The sequence below is a fragment of the Thalassolituus sp. LLYu03 genome, assembly GCF_050507655.1.
Lineage (GTDB): Bacteria > Pseudomonadota > Gammaproteobacteria > Pseudomonadales > Oceanobacteraceae > Venatoribacter.
Genome location: NZ_CP191496.1, coordinates 3,031,789 through 3,054,855 on the forward strand (window position 1 = coordinate 3,031,789; position 23,067 = coordinate 3,054,855).

The 23,067-nt window shown below is 56.7% G+C and carries 18 protein-coding genes; 6 read left to right on the top strand and 12 right to left on the bottom strand.

The features are described 5' to 3' along the window. Positions 1-31: 31 nt before the first annotated feature. The 6 genes from ACQUQU_RS13705 to ACQUQU_RS13730 all read right to left on the bottom strand — a co-directional run bounded on the left by ACQUQU_RS13705 (position 32) and on the right by ACQUQU_RS13730 (position 8,083). Positions 32-895 carry an SDR family NAD(P)-dependent oxidoreductase gene (locus ACQUQU_RS13705; RefSeq protein WP_430460264.1) on the bottom strand — a complete coding sequence of 288 codons (864 nt, stop codon included), beginning with the start codon at positions 893-895 and terminating at the stop codon, positions 32-34. Between the two features lie 271 nt (positions 896-1,166). Then, positions 1,167-2,024 carry a pirin family protein gene (locus ACQUQU_RS13710; RefSeq protein ID WP_430460265.1) on the bottom strand — a complete coding sequence of 286 codons (858 nt, stop codon included), beginning with the start codon at positions 2,022-2,024 and terminating at the stop codon, positions 1,167-1,169. Between the two features lie 78 nt (positions 2,025-2,102). Further along, entirely contained in the window at positions 2,103-3,170 is a 1,068-nt protein-coding gene (locus tag ACQUQU_RS13715; protein WP_430460266.1) for a purine nucleoside permease, read from the bottom strand. A 16-nt stretch (positions 3,171-3,186) separates the two neighbouring features. Beyond that, positions 3,187-4,605: an adenosine deaminase family protein gene (locus ACQUQU_RS13720; RefSeq protein WP_430460267.1), complete on the bottom strand. Its 1,419-nt coding sequence runs from the start codon at positions 4,603-4,605 to the stop codon at positions 3,187-3,189. Between the two features lie 82 nt (positions 4,606-4,687). Further along, complete coding sequence (locus tag ACQUQU_RS13725; RefSeq protein ID WP_430460268.1) at positions 4,688-6,940, bottom strand: TonB-dependent receptor; 2,253 nt, start codon at positions 6,938-6,940, stop codon at positions 4,688-4,690. A gap of 591 nt (positions 6,941-7,531) precedes the next feature. Beyond that, positions 7,532-8,083 carry a MarR family winged helix-turn-helix transcriptional regulator gene (locus tag ACQUQU_RS13730; RefSeq protein WP_430460269.1) on the bottom strand — a complete coding sequence of 184 codons (552 nt, stop codon included), beginning with the start codon at positions 8,081-8,083 and terminating at the stop codon, positions 7,532-7,534. 147 nt (positions 8,084-8,230) lie between these two features. On the opposite strand from ACQUQU_RS13730, the gene ACQUQU_RS13735 reads away from it, so the two are divergent. The 6 genes from ACQUQU_RS13735 (at position 8,231) to ACQUQU_RS13760 (ending at position 18,112) form a co-directional block, all read left to right on the top strand. Then, the gene (locus ACQUQU_RS13735) at positions 8,231-9,919 is read left to right on the top strand and encodes an MFS transporter (RefSeq protein WP_430460270.1); all 1,689 of its coding nucleotides are present in this window, start codon (positions 8,231-8,233) and stop codon (positions 9,917-9,919) included. 334 nt (positions 9,920-10,253) lie between these two features. Next, on the top strand, positions 10,254-12,242 hold the full coding sequence (gene tkt / locus ACQUQU_RS13740; RefSeq protein ID WP_430460271.1) for a transketolase: 1,989 nt from the start codon (positions 10,254-10,256) through the stop codon (positions 12,240-12,242). Positions 12,243-12,411: 169 nt separating this feature from the next. Continuing rightward, complete coding sequence (locus ACQUQU_RS13745; protein WP_430460272.1) at positions 12,412-14,439, top strand: peptidase U32 family protein; 2,028 nt, start codon at positions 12,412-12,414, stop codon at positions 14,437-14,439. Positions 14,440-14,806: 367 nt separating this feature from the next. Continuing rightward, positions 14,807-16,348 (top strand): right-handed parallel beta-helix repeat-containing protein, encoded by a 1,542-nt coding sequence (locus tag ACQUQU_RS13750; RefSeq protein ID WP_430460273.1) that lies wholly within the window; start codon positions 14,807-14,809, stop codon positions 16,346-16,348. Between the two features lie 154 nt (positions 16,349-16,502). After that, entirely contained in the window at positions 16,503-17,522 is a 1,020-nt protein-coding gene (locus ACQUQU_RS13755; protein ID WP_430460274.1) for a substrate-binding domain-containing protein, read from the top strand. A 140-nt stretch (positions 17,523-17,662) separates the two neighbouring features. Then, complete coding sequence (locus tag ACQUQU_RS13760) at positions 17,663-18,112, top strand: hypothetical protein (protein ID WP_430460275.1); 450 nt, start codon at positions 17,663-17,665, stop codon at positions 18,110-18,112. An 85-nt stretch (positions 18,113-18,197) separates the two neighbouring features. On the opposite strand, the gene ACQUQU_RS13765 is transcribed toward ACQUQU_RS13760, so the two are convergent. From ACQUQU_RS13765 to alc, 6 genes are read right to left on the bottom strand one after another with little or no spacing between them, the layout of a single operon-like run. Further along, positions 18,198-19,376: a urate hydroxylase PuuD gene (locus ACQUQU_RS13765; RefSeq protein ID WP_430460276.1), complete on the bottom strand. Its 1,179-nt coding sequence runs from the start codon at positions 19,374-19,376 to the stop codon at positions 18,198-18,200. Further along, positions 19,376-20,665 (bottom strand): guanine deaminase, encoded by a 1,290-nt coding sequence (gene guaD, locus ACQUQU_RS13770; protein WP_430460277.1) that lies wholly within the window; start codon positions 20,663-20,665, stop codon positions 19,376-19,378. Before guaD ends, ACQUQU_RS13765 begins: the two co-directional genes overlap by 1 nt. A gap of 8 nt (positions 20,666-20,673) precedes the next feature. After that, the gene (locus tag ACQUQU_RS13775; protein ID WP_430460278.1) at positions 20,674-21,180 is read right to left on the bottom strand and encodes an ureidoglycolate lyase; all 507 of its coding nucleotides are present in this window, start codon (positions 21,178-21,180) and stop codon (positions 20,674-20,676) included. Positions 21,181-21,189: 9 nt separating this feature from the next. Then, complete coding sequence (gene uraH, locus ACQUQU_RS13780) at positions 21,190-21,549, bottom strand: hydroxyisourate hydrolase (protein ID WP_430460279.1); 360 nt, start codon at positions 21,547-21,549, stop codon at positions 21,190-21,192. 10 nt (positions 21,550-21,559) lie between these two features. Then, positions 21,560-22,072: a 2-oxo-4-hydroxy-4-carboxy-5-ureidoimidazoline decarboxylase gene (gene uraD, locus ACQUQU_RS13785; RefSeq protein WP_430460280.1), complete on the bottom strand. Its 513-nt coding sequence runs from the start codon at positions 22,070-22,072 to the stop codon at positions 21,560-21,562. Then, complete coding sequence (gene alc, locus ACQUQU_RS13790) at positions 22,069-23,067, bottom strand: allantoicase (RefSeq protein WP_430460281.1); 999 nt, start codon at positions 23,065-23,067, stop codon at positions 22,069-22,071. Before alc ends, uraD begins: the two co-directional genes overlap by 4 nt.

Genomic DNA, 23,067 nt, shown 5'->3' on the forward strand with positions numbered 1-23,067 from the left:
CCGAAGGCCCGTTACTTGCTGTCGTTCAGACTCAGGCGTTGCGGGTACGCGCAGCGGTCTTCTTCGACTGCATTTTCACCGCGAAGGTGAAAATACGCTGGTAAGTCGCCGGCAGCAGACGCACCAGCAGATCGAACATACGGGCGTCTGGTCCGATCAGGATACGACGGCTGTTTTTGCGCACGCCGGCCAGAATGGTTTTCGCCGCTTTGTCCGGGGTGGTGATGAACAGCTTTTCAAACTCTTTGGTGGCTTCTTCGTTCGAGGCACCGGTCACGTCTTTGCACGAGGTATCCATGCGCGCAGACTTGGCGATGTTGGTTTTGATGCCGCCCGGATGCACGCAGCTGCAGCTGACGCAGGAGCCGGAAATTTCCAGATCCTGACGCAGGGATTCGGTCAGACCACGCACCGCAAATTTACTGGCGTTATAACCGCTCATTAATGGCTGGGACGCCAGACCAAAAATACTGGAGGTATTGATGATGTGACCTTCACCGGATTTTTCCAGGTACGGCATAAAGGCTTTGGTACCGTACAGAACACCGTTGAAGTTGATGTTCATGATCCACTCGTAGTCTTCCAGACTCAGACCACCGACAGTGCCCGACAGCGCCACACCGGCGTTGTTGAAAATCATGTTGACCTTGCCGTGATCGGCCGCGGTCTGATCCGCCCATTTAAAGACCGCGTCACGGTTGGATACGTCGAGCAGGGTGCTGGTCACTTTCACTTTGTACTGCGCCAGAATGTTGCAGGTTTCTTCCAGACCTGCGGCATTCACGTCGCTCAGCGACAGGTTGCAACCGGCTTTTGCCAGGTTGATGGCCAGTGCACGGCCGATGCCGGAACCTGCGCCGGTGATGGCGGCTGTTTTACCGTAAAAATCTTTCATGAGAACTCCGCGCCGTCCTGCAGACGGTTGTAAGGTTTCTACCCTGTGCCGCCGGTGGGTGAGAGAGGCAGGCAAAGGCAGTTTGTTATTCTGACGTTATGAACGGAGCACAGTCTGTCACGTTATCGGCGTCTTGGCCGGGTTGGACCCTGCCAGATTCGGCGGGTCAGATATGGAAAAAATTTCCGCTTTCGACCAGCAAGAGAGGAAAAATGCGCTGTTCGTGACGGTACAGGAAAAGGCAGAAAACGATAGAAAAGGCACAGCCAACTCAGGCTGTACGGATCAGCAACGCCTGCAGCCCGCGCTCAGCGACGATACTGAAGTCACGCCCGCGCAGCAGATGGCCACGCAGCAGCGATTGACTCTCGCCCGCCTGCGCCTCGCTTTCACGCACCTCGCTTTTACGCGCCTCTCTTTCACGCGCCTCTCTTTCACGCGCCTCTCTTTCACGCGCCTCTCTTTCACGCGCCTCTCTTTCACGCATCTCGCTTTTACGCACCTCGCAGCCGCCACCCCAGACGTACAGCAGTGCTTCACCGGCCAGCGGCAAAACGCCGCCTTCCGGCCAGTCGATCACATCGACGCGCATGGCCGCCGCAAACAGCTCACCACCGTACACACAGGTCACACCGGGTTCTATGGTCACAATCTGATAGTCCGGCGCGCCGGCATGATAAGCGTCCGGCGCTGCGGCGTGATAAGAGTCGGCATGATGATCGGCTGCCCCGGAGCTGCCGGGGTGCGTCCACTGCGGATTAATCCACAGCTGAATCATGGGCTGCACGGCGGCAGTGGGGTTAATTTCGTTGTGGCTGAACCCCTGACGGCCGTCGCGCTGAATCTGCACCTGCCCGGCATTCACCCGCACGCCATCTCCGATCGTGCCCTGATGCAGAATCTGCCCACGGGGAATCAGGCTGACAATATCCAGCCCGCGGTGGTGATGCAGCCCGGTACTGCCGTGCGGCGAAAACCAGGCGTTGGCCAGATACACACAGCCACCCAGTCCGTCGAAACAGTCGTCAGGAATCACCTGTTTAAAGAAATGCCGGTCGAGCAGCAATACGCGTTCGCGCACCGAGGCGAAACCGGAAATATCAATCTGATCTTCGTGCAACAGGTGCATAACAGCGGCCGGTAAAAAACATCAGCTTACCAGCCGCCCGGTCTGAGCGCAGCCCGGCATGAACCGGCAATTGAGGGCTCAGGGCTTGCCCGGCACCGTGGTTTTATACTCATCCCAGTGACTGACAATTTCATTCACCACCACACTGCCAACGCGGTAAGCGCTGTCGATGGCCAGACCCAGCCCGGAATAATTTTCACCGGAATGAATCAGGTTATCGGCCGCGGTCACGCCGGGATCGGGAATGGTGAAATTACTGGCGGTGCGCAACACCATCAGGCGCTGCTCGTCGGCTTTACCGGCACGGGTTAAATAACGCAGCGATTGTGCGGTGCCCGTATCTTCCATGGCCGACGACACAAATTCGCCCTGCCCTTCGCTCCAGTAACTGACCCAGCGATTGGCCCAGTCATTGAGCAGATTGCCGTGCCAGAAGGTCATGCTCGACAGGGTATCGCCTTTTAATACAAACGGCGGCTTCTGCGCATTCGGGTAAGCGGTAAAGGCGGCACGCTGCGCGCTGACCACAGGGTCATCACCCAGTTCGGTGTCTTTGGTTAACTGAAAAGCCCAGTCGGTAAGGCCGGCGTTCAGATGAAAAACTTCGCCATTATCCGCTGGACGTTTTTCAGGTTCAGGGCCGCTGCTGAACAACGGAAAATAACCGTTATTCCAGCCGTCCGGAATTTCACGCGCATCAATTTCGTGGCCAAGGTCACCGTCCACCACCCATTCCGCCCAGGCGGCGGAACCGATGGAAGCATCCTGCGGATCGAATCCGGAAATACCGGCCACCAGCCAATAGGCTTTGCTCAGGTCGAAGCGCGGGTCCAGCCCCAGCGCCATAATGGCCGACGACGATTTATTGGTGCCCATGCCGGTCACCATGCCCAGCACGCCGGTTTCCGGGTTCAGGTACAGGTCGTGATGCGACTGCGGAAAGGCATAGGCCTGCGTCAGTTGCTGATTGGTCTTCCAGGTCTGAAATTCGCCGGCGGCATCGCCGTCGTCGTTGCCGATTTCAAACATGGTGACCACCACCACTTTCACTTCCACCGGAGCCGGAGCGGCTTCCTGTTTGTCTGAGCAGGCGCCCAGCAGACTGCTGCCGAGTAATACCGACAGGGCTAACGCATTCTTATTCATTCTGTTTCCTGCTTATTTATTGAGAGCAAAAACCATAGTGCTGACAGATAAAACCATTGGCCATGGGTGTAGCCTGCGGCAGACCGCTAATACCCTGAGCGCGGAAATTCCGTTCAAAGGCATTCAGGCGTTTATTTAAGGTATCGCGCAAGGCGGCTTTCACCGGCGCCTCGACAAACGCGTGTTCGATCGACTGGCTGAGCAGCAACCGGATTTCCGCCCACGACAGATTAAATTCGCTGACGGCGACAAAATATTCGTCCGTCATATTGGATAACCACATACCCCGGTCGTCGGTCGACAGGGTGACCGGAATACCGAAGCGCAAATATTCCGGAAACGGATGCTCTTTAAACTGATTCACGTAATTCAGCTTCATGTTGCTGATCAGGTTAATCTCAACCAGATTCTGGTTGTTGCGCATCAGCAGCATAGTGTCCGGATCGGAAATCAGATTAACGCCATGACCGATACGCTCTGCGCCGAGCAACAGGGTGTCGCGCACATGCTGATTGGGCTCGTCCACTTCGCCGGCGTGAATCGCCAGCGGAATACCGGGAATATCGCGGCGCAGCTTGCGCAGCACCGGCAGAAAGCGCAGCGGATAGCCTTTGTCGTTGTCTTCGCGCCCGACCATATTGATGCCGGTGTAGAGGTCGCGGTTACGGTCAACGAAGTGATAAATCCATTCTAAATCCTGTTCGGCATCGGCAATAAAGCGCAGCAGATAATATTGCATGCGCACCGTCACGCCGGTGGCGATGGCATCGGGTTGCTGCAGGCGCAGACGGAAGATATCGGCCACAGCGTCCGGCTCAATCGGCTGCCCGTCCGGTGTCTGGTAAAAACGGGTGCCTTCCATGGTTTCCAGATAAATCAGGCCTTCTTTACTGAAGTCCTGCATATTCAGATACAGCAGTTCCGCCATGATGTGCGGGTTGCCGGTTAAATCCGCCAGGCGCTGCCAGTGGGTCTGAAAAAATTCATCCCGCCCTTCGTGGGCCTTGTCTAACGCCAGGCTGTTCATCCAGTCGGTTTTCTGCTCGCGGGTCAGACTTTCCAGCTTCTGGAATTCGGCCTTTTCACAGGCCGGCAAACGGGCGTAGCTGGATTCCTGAATGGTGCGGAACAGCAAGAGATAAGGCGCAAAACCGAACATATCACCGCCCGGTGCGCGGCAATTATTAATGCGGGTTTTGGTGTAATACTGATAGCCGCCGTTGAGCTGCTGATCGGTGGCCAGCCGGTACCACCATTCGGGCAGGCCGGAGCCGCTCAGGTGATTGTGCAGATCGCCGCCCTTGGGCATGGCATGCAGAAACTGATACAGCTGCGCCGGCGATGCCGACGCACGGAATTCGTCAAACCAGTCGGCCGCTTTTACCGGCAGACTGAGCAGGCCCAGCATCAGGGCTGCCAATGGCAGATAGTTCATACGTTGTATCCGGACAATCGGTGCAAAAAATCGTTAAAAAGTCGCTAAAAAAACGGCAGCCCTCAGGCTGCCGTTTCACGACTCAGAAGTATTTACTCGCTTCGATACCGTAGTAACGCGGTTCGTTGGTAAAGGCAGTCATGTTAAGGAAGTCGATCGCACCGTCCGCCACAATGCGGTTGGTGATGTTGCGGCCCACCAGCGAAATATCATACGCATTGGCGTAGTTTTCGTAGCCCAGTTTCACACCGCCAATCCAGCGTGCTTCTGCCACAAATTCGGTCGATTCGTAGAGGAAAATATTGGATTCGCTGCGGTAGTTCCAGTCGGTCGACGCGTTCAGAGAACCGCCTTCAACCGGGTAACGGTAGCTGAGGATAATGTTGGTCAGCCATTCCGGTGAACGTGGCACCGGGTTGCCGTCGATGCTCACCAGCGTACGGTCGCCATAGGCGCCCGGAACGGTTGCTACATAAGGATCGGACGTGGTGCAGCTTGGGGTGCCGGAACACAGGTCGGTGGTCAGGGACGCGTCCTGAATTTCGGTGTGGTTGTAACTCATATTAAAGGTCAGACGCAGATTGTCAGTCAGCTGCGCGGTCAGGTCGGTTTCGACGCCGTAACCAATGGTTTTATCGGCGTTGAGCAGACGGTTGACGTTGTCTGAGCCACCGGTGGCGGTCAGCTGATGATCTTTAATGTGGTAGTAATACGCCGTGGTATTCCACTGCGCACGGTTTTCAAACAGCATGGATTTAAAGCCGGTTTCAAACGAGGTAATGGTCTCGGTATCGGCTTTTGTGGTCACACCGAAACGACCCAGAGTGGCCGGTCCGCGTGAGGCCGTGGCCAGACGTGAATACACAGTCCAGTCGTCATTCACATCGTAATTACCCGCCAGCTCCCAGCTGAAATAGCTGTCGTCATCATCAACACTGGCCGCTGACGCGCTGGACGGTGTGCCCGGGCGGACGTCCAGTTCTTTGGTGTCCATGGTGTAACGCAGACCACCGGTGACCGACAGGTCATCGGTTACGCCGTATTCTGCCTGACCGAACGCTGCGGTCGAGGTGGTCAGCTGATCCACAAAGGTAATATTGGTGGCGGTGCCGGCGTTATCGAAATCGACGGAACGCACGGTAATGTCTTCCTGGAAGTAATACAGACCGCCCTGATAAAACAGGTTGTCGTTATTACCGGCCAGACGCAGTTCCTGCGTGAACTGATAATGGTCATCCAGACCGTCGCCGGATGCCGAGCTGAAAAACGCCTGCTGATTCGGCTGACCGATGGCTTCGGCACCACCCTGCACACCGCCGTCGATATCCGCTGAGCTGAAGCTGGTGACGGTGTCGTAGCTGGTCACCGAGGTCACGGCCAGTGACGAGGAAATATCGTAATCCACTTTAACGCTGCCGCCGGTGTGGTCCATTTCAAAACCACTGTCGGTGTAATCGTGCGCGGCACTGTTCACATCAAAACCCGGGCGCAGACCTTCATGGCCCGGCGTAAAGGCGTTGGCATAAAATACCTGAGGCTGACCACCGCTCTGATGGAAGCCGTGCAGTTTTGCCAGAATGCTTAAATCGGCGGATGGCTCAGCCAATAATTGCAGGCGGTAGGCCAGTTCGTCGAAATCACCGAAATCGTCGCCACTGGTGCCGGCATTTTCGTTGTCGATCCAGGCGTCGCGTTTCTGATATTTCACCGACGCGCGGGCTGCCATGGTGTCGGTTAAACCGGCGCCGTAGGCACCTTCAAAGGTTTCGGTATTGTGCGAGCCATAACCGAGGCGCGCGTAACCTTCTTCTACCTGCGACGGTTTGACCGAATCCACTTTAATCACACCGGCGGTGGTGCTGCGCCCGAACAGAGTACCCTGTGGGCCTTTCAGCACTTCAACCTGCTCAATGTCGAACAGCGGAATACTTTTTAATACCGAGTTTTCCAGCGCCACGTCGTCATAAATCAGCGCCACCGGCTGAGTCGCGTTCACATCGAAATCGTAGTTACCCAGACCCCGGATATAAAAACGGGGCGACTGACGGCCGTTGGATGATTCAATCTGCAGGCTGGGCACACGACCGGCCAACGCGCGGATGTTTTCACCGGCACTGATCATCTCCTGCACGTATTCGCCGGTAATCGGCGTAACGGCCGACGGCACATCGGACAGCGATTGTTCGCGCTTCTGCGCAGTCACCATCACTTCTTCCAGAACGGTATCGTCTTTACTGCTTTCTTCTTCTGCCCAGACCAATGCGGGCATGGCTGCGCAGCTCAGGCCGGCAATGGCCAGACTCAGGGCCGAACGTTTCATCAGCTGATTTTTCATCCCAATCCACCTTGCTTTATCTGTGTAAAACCTCTGTGCAGCACAAAAAAATAAAGGCGGCACCGGTTCGTTTTGAATATGAGCAAATCCCCTTCAGCAACGCGTGTGCCACAAAGCTGCCCGACTGGTCAGGAATAAATAAAGTGAAAATAAAAAGATCAATTGGCGGCTTTGCGTCCGCGCAATTTGCGCAATCGACAGAAAAATAAGGAAAAAGAAAACGGGGCGGAAACGAAATGAAAAGGCAGGGATCGTATCGGCAGAACCGTCCGACACAATAATTTGTCCATTCGGTCAAAAATCGTGCATGACAGTCAGGCCATGCTCCGGCGACGTGCGCGCGCACCCGGAGCAAAACGGGATGCTGAAAAACAATGGCAAACGTCAGTGCAACAAGCAGGGATCAAACGCTGCTACAGGCGGCGCAATAAAGAAGGCGCAATAAAGAAGGCGCAGTAAAGAGGACGGCAATTAAAATCGGCAATAAAAAAGCCCGGGACATCACCAGGGCTTTATGCAAAAGCAACGAATGCCAGACGCTGACGTCGTGCGACCAGAATCGAGCCAACCCGTTCTGTGGTTGCTTCCGCCTTAATCTTCCAGACTGCGGGCCAGCGCTTCGCTCAAGCGGCGGGTCAGCGTCTGCAGTTGCTGTTGCTCGGCAGCGCTCCAGTCGGCCAGCGTGTGTGTCAGGCGATCCACCCGCACCTGCTGCATGTCATCCACCAGTGAACGGCCCAGCGCGCTGCTGACCACCAGCTGGCTGCGGCCATCGTCCGGGTTGGGAATTTTCTCGATCAGCTGCTTTTTCTGCATGGCATCCACCTGCCGGGTTACGGTGGAATTGTCGAGCAACAGGCGCACCGCCAGCGTGCCGATACTGGCCGGGCCATCGCGCAGCACCAGCAGCAACAGGTAATGAGCACGCTCAAGCGGGTAATTGCGGCGGCGGTTCAGCGCCTCCATGGTACGGGCCAGCGTCGCCAGTTCGTATTCCAGCGCGACGATTCCTGTGCAGGTACCGGTATCCGTGCCTGAACCCGGCGACTGAGCCAGACCGGCCTCTGCCCCGCGTTGTGCTTTCTGCTCATCCGCCTTCACTGCCTTCGGCTCCACCCTGTCCGCTTTTACGTTTCCAGCCATCTTCTGCCATTCCTCTGCTCAGGGCCATGCCCGACTACTTATCTGCATAATACAGATTGTTTCATCCATGCACCTGTCTAATTACCTGCATCATACAGATAATTAACCCTTCTTCTCTGCGATTGCACCGTCTGTGCAGGAGCCCGTATGTCAGCCGCCCCTTCCTCCTTCCTGCACCAGCCAAAAGCGGTGTGGGCTACCGCCTTTGCCTGTGTGGTGGGCTTTATGTCCATCGGCCTGGTCGACCCGATCCTGACCTCCATCGCCAGCGGCCTCAACGCCTCTGCCAGTCAGGTGTCGCTGCTGTTCACCAGTTATTTTCTGGTGACCTCACTGATGATGCTGGTCACCGGGTTCGTCTCCAGCCGCCTCGGTGGCCGCAAAACCCTGCTGCTCGGCAGCGGCCTGATTGTGCTGTTCGCCGCGCTGGCGGGCACCTCGGATTCAGTGGCTGAACTGGTCGGCTTCCGCGCCGGCTGGGGGCTGGGTAACGCCTTTTTTGTGGTCACCGCGCTGAGCGTGATCGTGGCCTCCGCCAGCGGCGGTACCATGGCCGCCATTCTGTTGTACGAATCGGCTCTGGGGCTGGGACTGTCGGTCGGCCCGCTGCTGGGCGCCGCGTTGGGTGAGCATTCGTGGCGCTACCCTTTCTTTGGTACCGCCACGCTGATGGCCATTGGCTTTGTCGCCATCTGGCTGTGGCTGCCGGAACAAGCCAAACCGGCGCAGAAGACATCACTGAGTGCGCCACTGAAAGCCCTGAGTCACGGCGGTCTGCGGACCACCGCCACCTCCGCTTTCTTCTATAACCTCGCGTTTTTCACCATTCTGGCGTTCACGCCGTTTGTGCTGGATATGCCGGCGCGCTCGGTGGGCCTGATTTTCTTTGGCTGGGGCATTCTGCTGGCCATTTTTTCTGTGCTGGTTGCGCCGCGCCTGCAGGCCCGCTTCAGCGCCGTGCAGATTCTCAGTGGCAGTATGACCGGTCTGGCGCTGCTGCTGGCGGTAATGACGGTCGCCGTGCTGACCGGTGCGCCGAAAAGCTGGCTGGCCGCCTGCGTGGTGTTGTCGGGCGCGGTGTCCGGTATCGCCAATACGGTGTACACCGAACTGGCGCTTGAGGTATCGGACTCACCGCGTCCGGTGGCCTCTGCCGGTTATAATTTTGTGCGCTGGTTTGCCGGTGTTCTGGCCCCCTGGCTGGCGCCGGAACTGGCGCAGGCGCTGGGCGCTGAGGCGGCCTTCGCCGTCGCGGCCATCGCTGCTCTGGCCGCTGCCGGCCTGCTGATCGCCCGCCGCCGTTCGCTGGCTATTCACCACGCCGGAGCGCTGACACCGGCGCCGGTACGCCCGGTGATGGTGGCGCTAGCCGGCACGCTCGACGACGCCGCGCTGGTGCTGCGCGGTGCACAACTGGCGCAGCTGTATCAGGCACCACTGGAACTGCTGCATGCCCGCACCTGGGAAACCGTGGCCGGTCAGGCGCAGGAAACCGAAAGCGCCGCCCGCGCCCATGCCGTGCTGGAATTCGCCCGCTCACAGGTTCTGCCCGAGGTCACAGACGTCACCACCACCCTGCTGGAAACGCCGGCCTCGCATCTGGCGTCGACCCTGCTCGATGCCCTGCGCAACCGCCAGCCGCAGACGCTGGTGATCGGCCACCGCAGCGATCAGCGCTTTGCCCACATTCAGCACACCGAGCTGGCCGAACTGCTGGCGCGCTTCCGCCTGCCCTGTGAATTGCTGATGGTGTCGGCCGCGCAGGGCGCTCACGGCAGCGCTCTCATCGACCAGACAAGCGACAAGACCAGCAAGCGCGCACAGGTAACGGCCTGAGCCCGGCGCTGGAAACCCCAGAAAGCCCCTGACTCTTTTACCGTTACGGCAGCCAAGGTCGGCCCACGGCACACAGCCCTCGGTACACAGCCCATGACACGCCAAACGCCCGCTTTTTGCGGGCGTTTGCCTTACTGCACAGGCAGATGGCGGAACAGCCGCTATGCTCTGTTCGCCCCCGGCATTCAGCGCCTGTGACGGGGTGCACTTTATGCCGCCAGACAATAGACCTGCGCCATTGCTGAGGCCTGCAATCTGCGCGACAATAGCGCCCCTTTTTTCCCGACCGGCAAAATGCCCGGTCCCCCAGAGAACCAATTTCAGGAGTCGTTACATGACAACTCGTACCGAACTGGCGAACGCCATCCGCGCACTGAGCATGGACGCCGTACAAAAAGCCAAATCCGGTCACCCGGGCGCCCCGATGGGCATGGCCGATATCGCCGAAGTTCTGTGGAACGACTACCTCCAGCACAACCCGTCCAATCCGGAATGGGCAGACCGCGACCGCTTCATTCTGTCGAACGGTCACGGTTCTATGCTGATTTACTCCCTGCTGCACCTGAGCGGTTACGATCTGTCCATCGACGATCTGAAGAACTTCCGTCAGCTGCACTCCAAAACCCCGGGTCACCCGGAATACGGTTACGCGCCTGGCATTGAAACCACCACGGGCCCTCTGGGTCAGGGTATTGCCAACGGCGTGGGCATGGCGCTGGCCGAAAAAGTGCTGGCCGGCCAGTTCAACCGTGAAGGTCACGACATCGTTGACCACTACACCTATGTGTTCATGGGTGACGGCTGCATGATGGAAGGTATCTCCCACGAAGCCTGCTCTCTGGCCGGTACTCTGGGTCTGGGCAAACTGATTGCCTTCTACGATGACAACGGCATCTCCATCGACGGCGAAGTGGAAGGCTGGTTCACCGACGACACCGTGAAGCGTTTCGAGTCTTACGGCTGGCAGGTAATTCCACGCGTGAACGGTCACGATCCGGTGGAAATCAAACAAGCCATCGAAACCGCGCGCGCCAACAGCGAACAGCCAACCCTGATCTGCTGCAAAACCATCATTGGTTTCGGTTCACCGAACAAAGAAGGTAAAGAAGAGTGTCACGGCGCCCCACTGGGTGACGACGAAATCGCACTCACCCGCGAACGTCTGGGCTGGAAACACGGCGCCTTCGAAATTCCGGAAAATGTGTACGCCGGCTGGAACGCCAAAGACAAAGGCGCTGCCGCTGAAAGCGCATGGGATGCGAAATTCGCTGCCTACGCTGCTGCTTTCCCGGAACTGGCTGCCGAATTCAAACGCCGCGTAGCCGGCGAACTGCCAGCCGACTTCAGCGCCCAGGCGCAGGCCTACATCAACGAATGTCAGGCCAAAGGCGAAGTGGTTGCTTCCCGTAAAGCCTCACAGAACACCCTGAACGCCTTCGGCCCACTGCTGCCGGAATTCCTCGGCGGTTCTGCCGACCTGGCAGGCTCCAACCTGACCCTGTGGAAAGGCTGCAAAGGCGTGAGCGAAACCGACGCCTCCGGTAACTACGTGTTCTACGGCGTACGTGAATTCGCCATGAGCGCCATGATGAACGGTATCGCCCTGCACAAAGGTTTCGTGCCTTATGGCGCCACCTTCCTGATGTTTATGGAATACGCCCGTAACGCCGTGCGTATGGCCGCACTGATGAAACAGCGTTCTATCTTCGTTTACACCCACGACTCCATCGGTCTGGGCGAAGACGGTCCGACTCACCAGCCGGTTGAACAGGTGGCCAACCTGCGCAACACCCCGAATCTGGAAACCTGGCGTCCATGCGACACCGTTGAATCCGCCACGGCGTGGAAATCAGCGGTTGAGCGTAAAGACGGCCCAAGCGCGCTGATTTTCTCGCGTCAGAACCTGAAGCATCAGGACCGCAGCGCCGCTCAGGTAGCCGATATCGCTAAAGGTGGTTACGTGCTGAAAGATTGCGCCGGTAAGCCGGACGCCATCATCATCGCCACCGGTTCTGAAGTAGAACTGGCGACTGCCGCTGCTGAACAGCTGGCTGGCAAAAACGTACGCGTGGTGTCTATGCCGTGTGCCGAAGTGTTCTGCAAACAGGACGCCGCTTACATCGAATCGGTACTGCCAGCCTCTGTGTCTGCCCGCGTGGCGGTAGAAGCGCTGCACAAAGATTACTGGTACAAGTTTGTCGGCCTGAACGGCAAGATCATCGGTATGGACACCTTTGGTGAATCCGCACCGGCGGCGGCGCTGTTCAAAGAGTTCGGCATCACCACGGAAGCCGTTGTTGAAGCGGTTAACAGCCTGATTTAATCAGCGCTGTCACTGCTGACCTTACCGTCAGACCCGATTGCCGGAGCCGCATTTTGCTTAGCTCCGGCAATTTTATTTGTGGCGTCAGTTTTTATTGATGCCCTTTTTGTAGGCGCCCTTTTTGCAGGCGACCTTAGTTTTTCCAGACCAACGAATACCCGGAACTGCCATGCTTAAAAAACACCAGCTCGAACTGTTAAGCCCAGCCCGTGATGTCGGCATCGCCAAAGAAGCGATTCTGCACGGTGCGGACGCGGTGTACATCGGCGGTCCGAGCTTCGGTGCACGCCATAACGCCAGCAACTCGGTGGCCGACATTGCCGGCCTGGTGGAGTTTGCCCGGTTATTCCACGCAAAAGTGTTCGTCACCCTGAACACCATTCTGCACGACGACGAAGTTGAACCGGCACGTCAGCTGATTCACCAGCTGTACGACGCCGGTGTCGATGCGTTAATTGTGCAGGACATGGGTGTACTGGAAATGGATATTCCGCCGATCGAGCTGCACGCCTCGACCCAGTGCGACATCCGCCGTCTGGAAAAGGCGCAGTTTTTATCTCAGGCCGGTTTTTCCCAGATCGTACTGGCGCGCGAATTAAACCTGCAGGAAATCAAAGCCATTGCCGACAGCGTCGATGCGGCGGTGGAATTCTTTATTCACGGCGCACTGTGCGTGGCGTTTTCCGGTCAGTGCAATATTTCTCACGCCCAGACCGGGCGCAGCGCCAACCGCGGCGATTGCTCTCAGGCCTGTCGTCTGCCGTACACCTTAAAAGACGATAACGGCGCTGTGGTTGCCTATGACAAGCACCTGCTGTCGATGAAAGACAACAACCAGACCGCCAATATGCGCGATCTGGTGGATGCCGGCGTGCGCTCCTTCAAAATTGAAGGCCGCTATAAAGACGTCAGCTACGTTAAAAACATCACCGCGCATTACCGCAAACTGCTGGACGACATTCTTAATGAACGTCCGGAACTGGCCCGTGCCTCCAGCGGTTATACCGAGCATTTCTTTGCCCCGAACCCGGATAAAACCTTCCATCGCGGCAGCACAGATTACTTCGTCAGCGAACGCAAAATTGATATCGGTGCCTTCGACTCGCCGAAATTCGTTGGCCTGCCGGTGGGCGAACTGATTGGTGTGGGAAAAAACGAATTAACGGTGCAGACCGATACCGAACTGACCAATGGTGACGGTCTGAACGTACTGGTGAAACGCGAAGTGGTCGGCTTCCGTGTGAATACCGTGCAGCCACTGTGCGACTTCGACTTACCACCCGAAGGGCATGAGGATGACAACGGCCAGCCGAAGCACGTATGGCAGTACCGGGTTACACCCAATGAAATGCCGCCTGAACTGAATAAACTGCGTCTGCCGACGGTACTCAACCGTAACCTCGACCACAACTGGCAACAGGCGCTGCTGAAAACCTCCGCCGAGCGCCGCGTGCTGGTGAACTGGGTTATTAACAGCACGCAGGATGCGCTGACCGCCACCGTCACCAGCACAGAAGGAACCGGTGATGCCGGCATCAGCGTCAGCGCCACTTTGAACGGCCCGTTTGAGCCGGCGAAGAACGCCGGAAAAGCCCTGCAGCAACTGCAGGACACCTTCGCCCAGCTGGGCAATACCATTTATCACGCCGACCAGATTAACGTTGAAGGCGACGCCTGGTTTATTCCCGGCTCGCAATTAAAAGCGCTGCGCCGCGACTTAATTGAGGCGTTAACCGCTGAGCGGGTAAAAGCTCATCCACGCGGTTTCCGTAAAGCCGTAAGCGAGCCCGCACCGGTTTATCCCGATACCCAGCTGTCGTTCCTTGATAACGTATACAACGAAAAAGCGCGCGCCTTTTATCAGCGCTTTGGCGTGCAGTTAATCGAAGCGGCGTTTGAAGCGCACGAAGAAACCGGCGACGTGCCGGTGATGATCACCAAGCACTGCCTGCGTTTCTCATTTAATTTGTGCCCGAAACAGGCCAAAGGCGTAACCGGTGTTATCACCAAGGTCAAAGACATGCAGCTGGTGCACGGCGATGAAGTGCTGACCCTGAAGTTCGACTGCAAGCCTTGTGAAATGCACGTAGTGGGTAAAATAAAACCGCATATTTTCAACAGCGCCCAACCGGGCAGCATGGAAAGCGGCGTGGGCTTCTTTGACCCGGCGAATCTGATTGCCAGCAGCAAAGACTGATCAGCAAGATTTTAAGCCTGCCCATAAAGAACCGGCGAAAGCCGGTTTTTTATTGACTGACATCGAATATTAAACATAAACACTCACTGATCGACTGTCTGACAATTTACAGAATAAAGCCATTCAACTCATGATTAATTGATATTTAAATTAATTAAATAGGGGACATTTTTCGTCACCTTTGACCGGATAAATACGTTGTTTTGTGAGCCCAAACACAGGATCGACGATGTAAAGATCGGGCTTACATGAGTTTGTGAATTACTTCTTGTTTCTTCACCTGCCTCTGACCTTAGAGTCCGCACCCTGGCCGGATAAGAGTCCGCGATGACCGTGGCCATGACGTTTACTTTTCGGGGGCATAATCGTGTTAATCAAAAAAATTCCAACCGGGCTGGCGATTTTCCTGTCAGCCATTCTGCTGACCGCTTGTGGCGGCAGCAGCACAAAATCTCACTTACCGGCCGGCGCCGGTGACAGCGAAAGCCAGACCAGCAGCGACGATAATTCAGCGGAAAATCCAGAGTCGGAAGAATCTGGCTCGGAAGAATCTGGCTCGGAAGAATCTGGCTCGGAAGAATCCGGCTCGGAAGAATCTGGCTCGGAAGAATCTGGCGCTGAAGAATCCGGCTCTGAAGAATCCGGCTCGGACGAATCCGGCTCTGACGAATCTGGCTCGGAAGAATCCGGCTCAGACGAATCCAGCGAAGACGAATCCAGCGAAGACGAATCCAGCGAAGACGAATCCGTCAGCGAGGGCTATCCGTCCTTTATTTCGGACCCCGTGGCCGATGCCGTTATCGTGACCTCTGCCGAGGGTCTTGAGGACGCACTGGAAAGCGCCAGCGCCGGTGATGTGATTTATCTGGCCGCCGGCACCTACGCCTTCAGTTCACCGCTGACACTGGATGCGTCCGGTACCGAAGCCGCACCGATTGTGCTCAGCCGCACTCCGGGTGCTGACCGCCCTGTGCTGGATTTCTCCGCCATGTCTGAAAGCGGCAGTAACCGCGGTCTGGAACTGAGCGGTGATTACTGGCATTTGTACGGTTTCGATATGACCCAAGCCGGTGACAATTGCCTGCACGTGACCGGTTCCTACAACACCATCGAATTTCTCAGCGCTTCGCGCTGTGCCGACACCGGCGTACAGCTGGACGGTGGTGCCGCGCATAATCTGGTGAAAAACGTCGACTCCTATTACAACGCAGATTCAACGCTGGAAAACGCCGATGGTTTTGCCGCCAAACTGGGCGTGGGTACCGGCAATTATTTCTACGGCTGCCGCGCCTGGAATAATCTGGACGATGGCTTCGATGGCTACCTGCGGGACAACGGGTCGTCGGTGACCACGACGTACGAAAATACCTGGGTGTTCCGCAACGGTTATAAAGAAGACGGCACACTGGGCGCCGGCGATGGCAACGGTTTTAAAAGTGGCGGCAGTGATGGCAAAGATCTCGCCCACAACGCGGTGTATATCCGCACCATTTCTGCCGGCAACTCCGCCGACGGTTACGACCAGAACAGCAATCGTGGCAGTGTCACCATGTACCATGCCGTTGCGTACGCCAACAACCGCAACATCGGCATGGGCGACTCGAACGGGCTGGCCAGCCTGACCATCAAAAACAGCGCTTCGCTGAGTGGCAGCTCGTCGGATAAATTCGGCGCAACCAGCACAGATATCAGCAACAACAGCTGGCAAAACAGCCTATCGCTGACCAGTGCCGACGTGGCATCGCTGGATATCGATGAGCTGTCGGCGGCACGCAAAGCGGATGGCAGCCTGCCGGACGTCAGCTTCTTTCAGCTCACCGCAGGCAGCGATCTGATCGACGCCGGTACGGATGTTGGCCTGAGTTACGAAGGCAGTGCACCGGATATCGGTGTATTTGAGAAAGAATAACAACCGAGAAACAACAGAATAATAACTGCACTGCCAATCTGGCCCTCTGGAGGTACTCAAAGGGCCAGATTTCCGGTTTCTGCCGCGGATTGTTTGGTGTGCCACGGGGGCTTGGCTATTCTGTTGGAGACACTCCGTAACCGGAACAGCCAACGTGACACCGTCCAGGCGCCCGACCTTATTATCGTTACCGACCTTGCTGAGCTCTGCACTGAGCTCTGTAAGGGGCTCTGCACTGAAAACCGTGCTGATCAGCGGCCTGCTGTTCAGCGTTCCCAGCTGGGGCCACGGCGATGTCTATGCGGTCATCGCCAAGAGCAGCACCGATATTAATTTTCTGGCGGTGCAGGAAGGCTGCCAGCAGGAAGCGGCGAAGCACAAAGACAGCTGCGAGCTGCTGGGCCCGGAGGGCAGCGCCAATCCCAGGGTTCAGTATCAGGTGCTCAATAACGCGGTGAACGACCGCCGTTACGCCGCCATCGGCCTGTCGGTCACCCGTGGCGATGTACTGGCCAAGGCCGCCGCCAACGCCACCGTACCCATCATTACCTTCGACTCCCCGTTTCCGGCCGCCATGAAACATCTGGCACAAGCCTATGTCGGTCCGGACAACGAAGACATAGGCCGCGTGCTGGGCAAACTGGTTACGGAATATCACCCCAAAGGCGGCCAGCTGTGCATCATGACCGCCGCCGCGGATACGAATCTGGACAACCGCGTGCTGGGACTGCGCCGCCAGCTCAGTGGCAACCCGGATCTGGTGATGGGTCAGCGCCTGCGCGGCGAAAATGGCTGGTCTGAAAGTCTGCGTTGCCCGTGGGAAAACAGTGACGACCCGGAACGCACCATGGGCCAGCTGAAAACCACTCTGCAGGACACCTCAGCCACCGTCTTTGTATCCGTCGGCTCCTGGCCCATTGTCAGCCCGGATGATTTCCGCAATCTGGTCAGCCCCTATTACGACCAGCTCAACGAACGCAGCCTGATTATTACCACAGGTGTTACCACCCCCGAACAGCGCATGCTGGTGAACGATGGTCTTGTGCGTGCGTTTGTGCGCATCGACTTTAACGGCATGGGCCGTCAGCTGTATCAGCTTATGCGCACCGCCCGCGAAAATCCGGCCAATGTTCATGACCTGATTGCGCCGGTCAACATCATCCGCCCTCTGTAAGTGCGGTGTAAAAGCCGCGCCAAAAACACGCTTCTTTACACAGAACCCGCTGTTCTGCCGTTACCATGCGCCCATGGACGACTTGAGCAACAGGCAGGGATATTCAGCCGACGTTAACCGCGCACACCGGGAGAACCAGGGTGAAATTTTCCATCTGTGTTATGGCCGCACTGCTGGCTGTACCCGCCGCTTACGCCGGCAATAAAAACAGCGTGTGGATGCTGGCCACCGTCAGTAATCAGGGCACAACCCATACCCGCACGTTATTTTTTTACGACCCGGCCATCCGCTCGATCAGCGACTGCAAAGACGAAGTCATGCGCGGCCGCCTGAATCAGTGGCGTTATTACAACCCGCCGTCCGATCGCAGTTTTTCAGCCGGTGAAGCGATGAATTTCCGCTGCGTTGAAGCCACTGCCACCCCGGCAAAATGGATCCGTAATACGCCGTTTAACCTGACCTACCGCATGCGCATCGACAACAATGCACTGACACTGGCACCGGAAAATACCTATGCCGAATGTTTGTCCGACGGCGGCAACGACAACGGCAGTTACTGCACCAGCGCCAGCCAGCGCGTGAGCTTCTGACCCGTCTCCTGCACGATAGCCATAAAAAAAGCGGAGCCTGGCTCCGCTTTTTTATTAACCAATTCACAGCTGCTTACTGTTTGGCTTACTGCTGAGCTTTCAGCCAGCCCAGCAACTGAGCGCGTTCATCATCGGTCATGGCCGTGATATTACCCAGCGGCATATAGTTGGTCTGCAAGGCACTGATCATACGGTCTTTGTACTGCAGCAACTGAACTTCTGATTCGAGAATAATGCCCGCTGGGGCGCTGGTGAACATGCCATTGGTCGGTTGCCCGGCGTGGCATTCCGCGCAGCGCAGATGGGTAATATGCAGCGCCTGATCGCTGTTAATGACCGCACCTGTGGTGGCGACCGGCTTGGGTGCCATCACAGCGGCCAGTGCCAGCGTCAGCAGAAACGCCGCGACCAGATAACCCGGTTTTACACCCGCACCCTGAGTTTTTAAATTCAGGAAATGACGGATCAGACCGGTAATTACGCCGATAACCGCCAGCACCAGCCAGGCGTATTCGTGGCCATAGGTCATGGGGTAGTGGTTGCTGATCATGATGAAAACCAGCGGCAGGGTCAGGTAGTTGTTGTGCGTCGAACGCAGCTTAGCCAGCACGGCGTAAATGGCCTGCGGCTTTTCACCGGCGGTCACCGCACGCACCAGCTCGCGCTGCGACGGCATAATGCCAAAGAACACGTTACCGGCCATGATGCTGCCGATTAACGCGCCAACGTGCAGATACGCCGCCCGATCGGCAAACAACTGATCCGCCAGCCACGCCATAAACACCAGAAACACAAACAGCACCGAGGCAAAACCTTTATTGCTGTTGCGCAGCGGGCTTTTAATCAGCGCTTCGTATACGGCAAAACCAGCAAACAGGTACAGCAGACTGGCACCGATCGCCTGCCACTGACTGAACGCCACTTTGGCCGGGTCGATCAGATACTGATTGGCGCCCCAGTAATACAGCACGGTCAGCAGCGAGAAGCCGGTCAGCCAGGTGGTGTAGGCTTCCCATTTAAACCAGTGCAGGTTGTGCGGCATGCTCGGTGGACCAAGCTGGTATTTGGCCACTTCATAAAAGCCACCGCCGTGAATGGCGGACAACTGGCCTTTAATGCCTTTGGCTTCATTTTCCGGTGTTGCCTTTTCCAGACTCAGGTCGAGCCAGACGAAATAAAACGATGCGCCGATCCAGGCAATGCCCGCCAGCACGTGAAACCAGCGCAGAAACAGGTTCAGCCAGTCAAAGATATAGCCTTCCATTAACAGGCCTCCGCTTTGGTCCAGACAGAACGACCGGCAACGAAGGTTTCGCGCACAGCGCGGTCATCGCCGAGAATCATCAGACTGAACAGGGTTTCATCCAGGGTTTTGCAGATCGACTGACGACGTTTCATCAGATCGGTACCGGCCAGATCCAGCACCACAAAATCGGCTTCTTTGCCGCTTTCAAAGTTACCGATCTTATCGTCCACCGACAGCGCCTTGGCGTTGCCCAGCGTCATCATGTAAAAGGCGCGTTGCGGCGCCAGTTTGCTGCCTTTCAGCTGGCAGATTTTGTAGGCTTCGTTCATGGTCTGCAGCATAGAGAAACTGGTTCCGCCGCCGACATCGGTGGCCACGCTGACGTCCACCGGGAACGGCTGATCATCGAGCTGGAATAAACCACTGCCGAGGAACAGATTCGACGTCGGGCAGAACGAAATCTTACTGCCGGTTTCACTCATGCGCTGATAATCCTCAGCATCGAGGTGCACGCAGTGAGCAAATACGCTGCGCGGGCCGAGCAGACCATAATGATCATAGACGTCTAAATAGCTCTTACGCTCCGGATACAGCTCGCGCACGAAGGCAATTTCATCCAGGTTTTCTGCCAGATGAGTCTGCATATAAACACCCGGATTATCGGCCAGCAGTTGTCCTGCCGCCGCCAGTTGTTCCGGTGTGGAGGTAATGGCAAAGCGCGGCGTAATGGCGTACAGCTGACGGCCATTATTATGCCAGCGGTCGATCAGCTCCTGAGTGTCGGCTACCGAGCTTTCGACCGTATCGCACAGGGCTTCCGGCGCGTGACGGTTCATCATCACTTTGCCGCAGATCATGCGCGTATTCAGACGCTGACTGATTTCGAAAAAGGCATCCACAGCACTCTTGTGCACAGTACCGAACACCAGGGCGGTGGTGGTGCCGTTTTTCAGCAGTTCTTTCAGGAAGAATTCCGCAGCGCTGTTGGCCACGTCCGGGTTGGCGAAATTGACTTCCGTCGGGAAGGTGTAATTGTTCAGCCAGTCGAGCAGCTGCTCACCGTAGGAGGCAATCACATCCACTTGCGGATAATGAATATGCGTGTCGATAAAGCCCGGCATAATCAGGGCGTTGTCGTACTGAGTCACGCGGATACCCGGATACTGAGCCAGCAGCGTAGGCGCATCGCCACAGCCAACCACAGTGCCGGCATCGGCGTCGGTTACCAGCAGGCCATCGGCAAAATACTGGGGAGTCTGTTCATCGAGGAAATGCAGAACGCGTCCCCGGTAGCCCTGATAATTCATGCTATTTCTCACAAGTCTATACGGATATTCCAATCGTCCGGAAAGAAGGATTCTTCCAGATTATTGCCCGGACCAACGCGATCGACGATCCAGAAATCACACACACGGTTTAATGCCAGCAACGGATGATGCCAGCAATTGGCTTTGTAATTCACGCCTTCCTCGCCCGTGGCGAGAAACAGCTTAAATGTGGATGGGTCCGGCGCATCATCACCAAGACACACCAGCACCAGATACGGCTCATCCGACGACGGCAGAAACGCCTGACTGCCGAGCGGATGACGCTCCATCATGCCGATGCTCATCGGCAGGGTGCGCGGCTGGGCACGGAAAATACTGATAATGCCCTGCCCGCTTTGTGGTGCGGCTCCCACGGTGACCTGCGCCAGATTGTGGTAACGCTCGGTAGTGCCGTTATTGATCATAATCGGCTTACCACGCACGCTCACCAGCTCACCGAACGGCGCAAAGGCTTCCGGGGTTAATGGTTCCGGCTTCAGCAATAAGTCCATCATTCAGACCTCTTATGAACCACGGTAAGTCGAGAAACCATTGGCCGACAGCAACAGCGGTACATGGTAGTGCTCGGTGGGCGCATCGATTTCAAACAGAATATCCACCTGCGGGTACAGCGTGCTAAGGCCCTGCGCGGCGTAATAGGCACCGGTGGCAAATTCCAGCTTGTACAGACCGGCTTCGCGCTCACGGGTGCCCAGCCAGTCGATAATGCGGCCGTCGTCGTTGGTCGCAGCACTGGCCATACTCTGCCATTGCGGGTCAGTTACCGACGCGGTTGCCGATTTAAATAAACGCACCTCAACCCCCACGGCCGGACGGCCGCGCTGGGTGTCTAAGATATGCGTTGTAATCACACTCTTTTGCATACTCTGTTCCTTACTGCGCCAGACCGAGAATCTTTTTAATGCGCAGGTCGGTAATCATCATCTGATTTTCTGCGGCATTGCGGATTTCCTGTTCACGGCTGTTCGGCAGTCGTTGTTCCAGCAGCGCCAGCATCTGCTCAGCGCTTTTACCTGTGGCAAATACGATAAAAATAAAACCAAATTTTTCTTCGTAAGCGCTGTTGCCTTCGGCCAGAGCCTGCAAAACGGCTTCCGGCGCACCGCTGGCACCACTCTGCTCATGCGAGGCGATGGCTTTGGTGTTGGCGTATTTGGCGCGCAGCGAGTTTACATCACCGATTTTCGGATGGGCGGTAAAGGCCTGCAGAAAATCAGGCTCTTCCATGGTCCACCAGAATTCATCAGCCTTGTGCAGCAGCTCGTCCACCGATGCGTACGGGCGCGCCGCCACCACCTTGGCCACCCAACGCTCCGCCGCACAGCAGCTGGTGAAGGCGGCGGTGACATCCGCCACCGTCAGATTATTCAGTTCATCCAGCGTCATTTGGCATCCTTCAGGAATCCATACACTCTTAAACGGCTGATGCCGCCATCCGGGTACATATTCAGTTTGATGTGAGTAAAGGTCTGCTCACCACTGATCACTTCGTCTTTGTAGAAATGCTCGGCATCGGCGGTCAGTTTCTGACGCTCAATCACAGGCACCCAGTCGGACGTTTCCTGCGGGTGCTGGCCTTCCGGCATGGAAATGCCCAGCAGCGAGAAACCATCCGGGTAGTTGCCTTTAAAGTGCGCGGTATCGACCACCACTTTTTTGATGCTGCCGGTGCCGGCCAGTTTCACAATAATCCAGTCGCACTCACGGCCACCACGACGACGTTTGGTTTCCCAGCCGTCACCCATGTTCACGCCACGGTCCGGCATGATCAGGTTGCTCATGGAGCTGAAGAACATATCGCTGCATTCAATCGGACGGGCGCCGTTTTTCACGAACGCCAGATCCACAGGTTCACCCGGCAGGAACCAGTTGTTGTCCATCACGGCTTCGCCGTACACGCGCAGACGGGCGATACCACCGTCCGGGAAGCTGTTAATGCGCAAATGCGTCCACACACCGTCGGAATCACAGTGAATGAAGTTGTTGCTGTCCGGCTGCACATCCTGCTGCGGCACAATCATGGTCCAGTGGGTGCTGGCATCCGGTGCGGTTTTGCTGTTGCAGGCTTCAATCGACACCTGCTTTGGCGCATTACCGGCAAAGTGCGTGGTGCACACGTTAAAGCCTTTAATGCGGCCCTGAGTGCCCAGTTTCAGCACGGCCCAGTCGTAGCCCACCACGCGCTTACGGCGGCTTTCCCAGCCGTCCATCCACTTACCGCGGTCAGTGTATTTACCAACAATAAACACCGGATCTTCTGGCTTGATCAGGTTTTCCATCTCGGCAAAGAAATCGTCACTGCAGTCCAGCACCTGTCCACCCAAGCGACGGTTCGCCAGATCGATCCACTCAGAAAACGGATGTTTTTCAGCTTTTTGCAT

Coding starts and splice junctions, on each gene's coding strand:
- ACQUQU_RS13705 (WP_430460264.1), bottom strand. CDS start 895: ATGAAAGATTTTTACGGTAAAACAGCCGCCATCACCGGCGCAGGTTCC.
- ACQUQU_RS13710 (WP_430460265.1), bottom strand. CDS start 2,024: ATGCACCTGTTGCACGAAGATCAGATTGATATTTCCGGTTTCGCCTCG.
- ACQUQU_RS13715 (WP_430460266.1), bottom strand. CDS start 3,170: ATGAATAAGAATGCGTTAGCCCTGTCGGTATTACTCGGCAGCAGTCTG.
- ACQUQU_RS13720 (WP_430460267.1), bottom strand. CDS start 4,605: ATGAACTATCTGCCATTGGCAGCCCTGATGCTGGGCCTGCTCAGTCTG.
- ACQUQU_RS13725 (WP_430460268.1), bottom strand. CDS start 6,940: ATGAAAAATCAGCTGATGAAACGTTCGGCCCTGAGTCTGGCCATTGCC.
- ACQUQU_RS13730 (WP_430460269.1), bottom strand. CDS start 8,083: ATGGCTGGAAACGTAAAAGCGGACAGGGTGGAGCCGAAGGCAGTGAAG.
- ACQUQU_RS13735 (WP_430460270.1), top strand. CDS start 8,231: ATGTCAGCCGCCCCTTCCTCCTTCCTGCACCAGCCAAAAGCGGTGTGG.
- tkt (WP_430460271.1), top strand. CDS start 10,254: ATGACAACTCGTACCGAACTGGCGAACGCCATCCGCGCACTGAGCATG.
- ACQUQU_RS13745 (WP_430460272.1), top strand. CDS start 12,412: ATGCTTAAAAAACACCAGCTCGAACTGTTAAGCCCAGCCCGTGATGTC.
- ACQUQU_RS13765 (WP_430460276.1), bottom strand. CDS start 19,376: ATGGAAGGCTATATCTTTGACTGGCTGAACCTGTTTCTGCGCTGGTTT.
- guaD (WP_430460277.1), bottom strand. CDS start 20,665: ATGAATTATCAGGGCTACCGGGGACGCGTTCTGCATTTCCTCGATGAA.
- ACQUQU_RS13775 (WP_430460278.1), bottom strand. CDS start 21,180: ATGATGGACTTATTGCTGAAGCCGGAACCATTAACCCCGGAAGCCTTT.
- uraH (WP_430460279.1), bottom strand. CDS start 21,549: ATGCAAAAGAGTGTGATTACAACGCATATCTTAGACACCCAGCGCGGC.
- uraD (WP_430460280.1), bottom strand. CDS start 22,072: ATGACGCTGGATGAACTGAATAATCTGACGGTGGCGGATGTCACCGCC.
- alc (WP_430460281.1), bottom strand. CDS start 23,067: ATGCAAAAAGCTGAAAAACATCCGTTTTCTGAGTGGATCGATCTGGCG.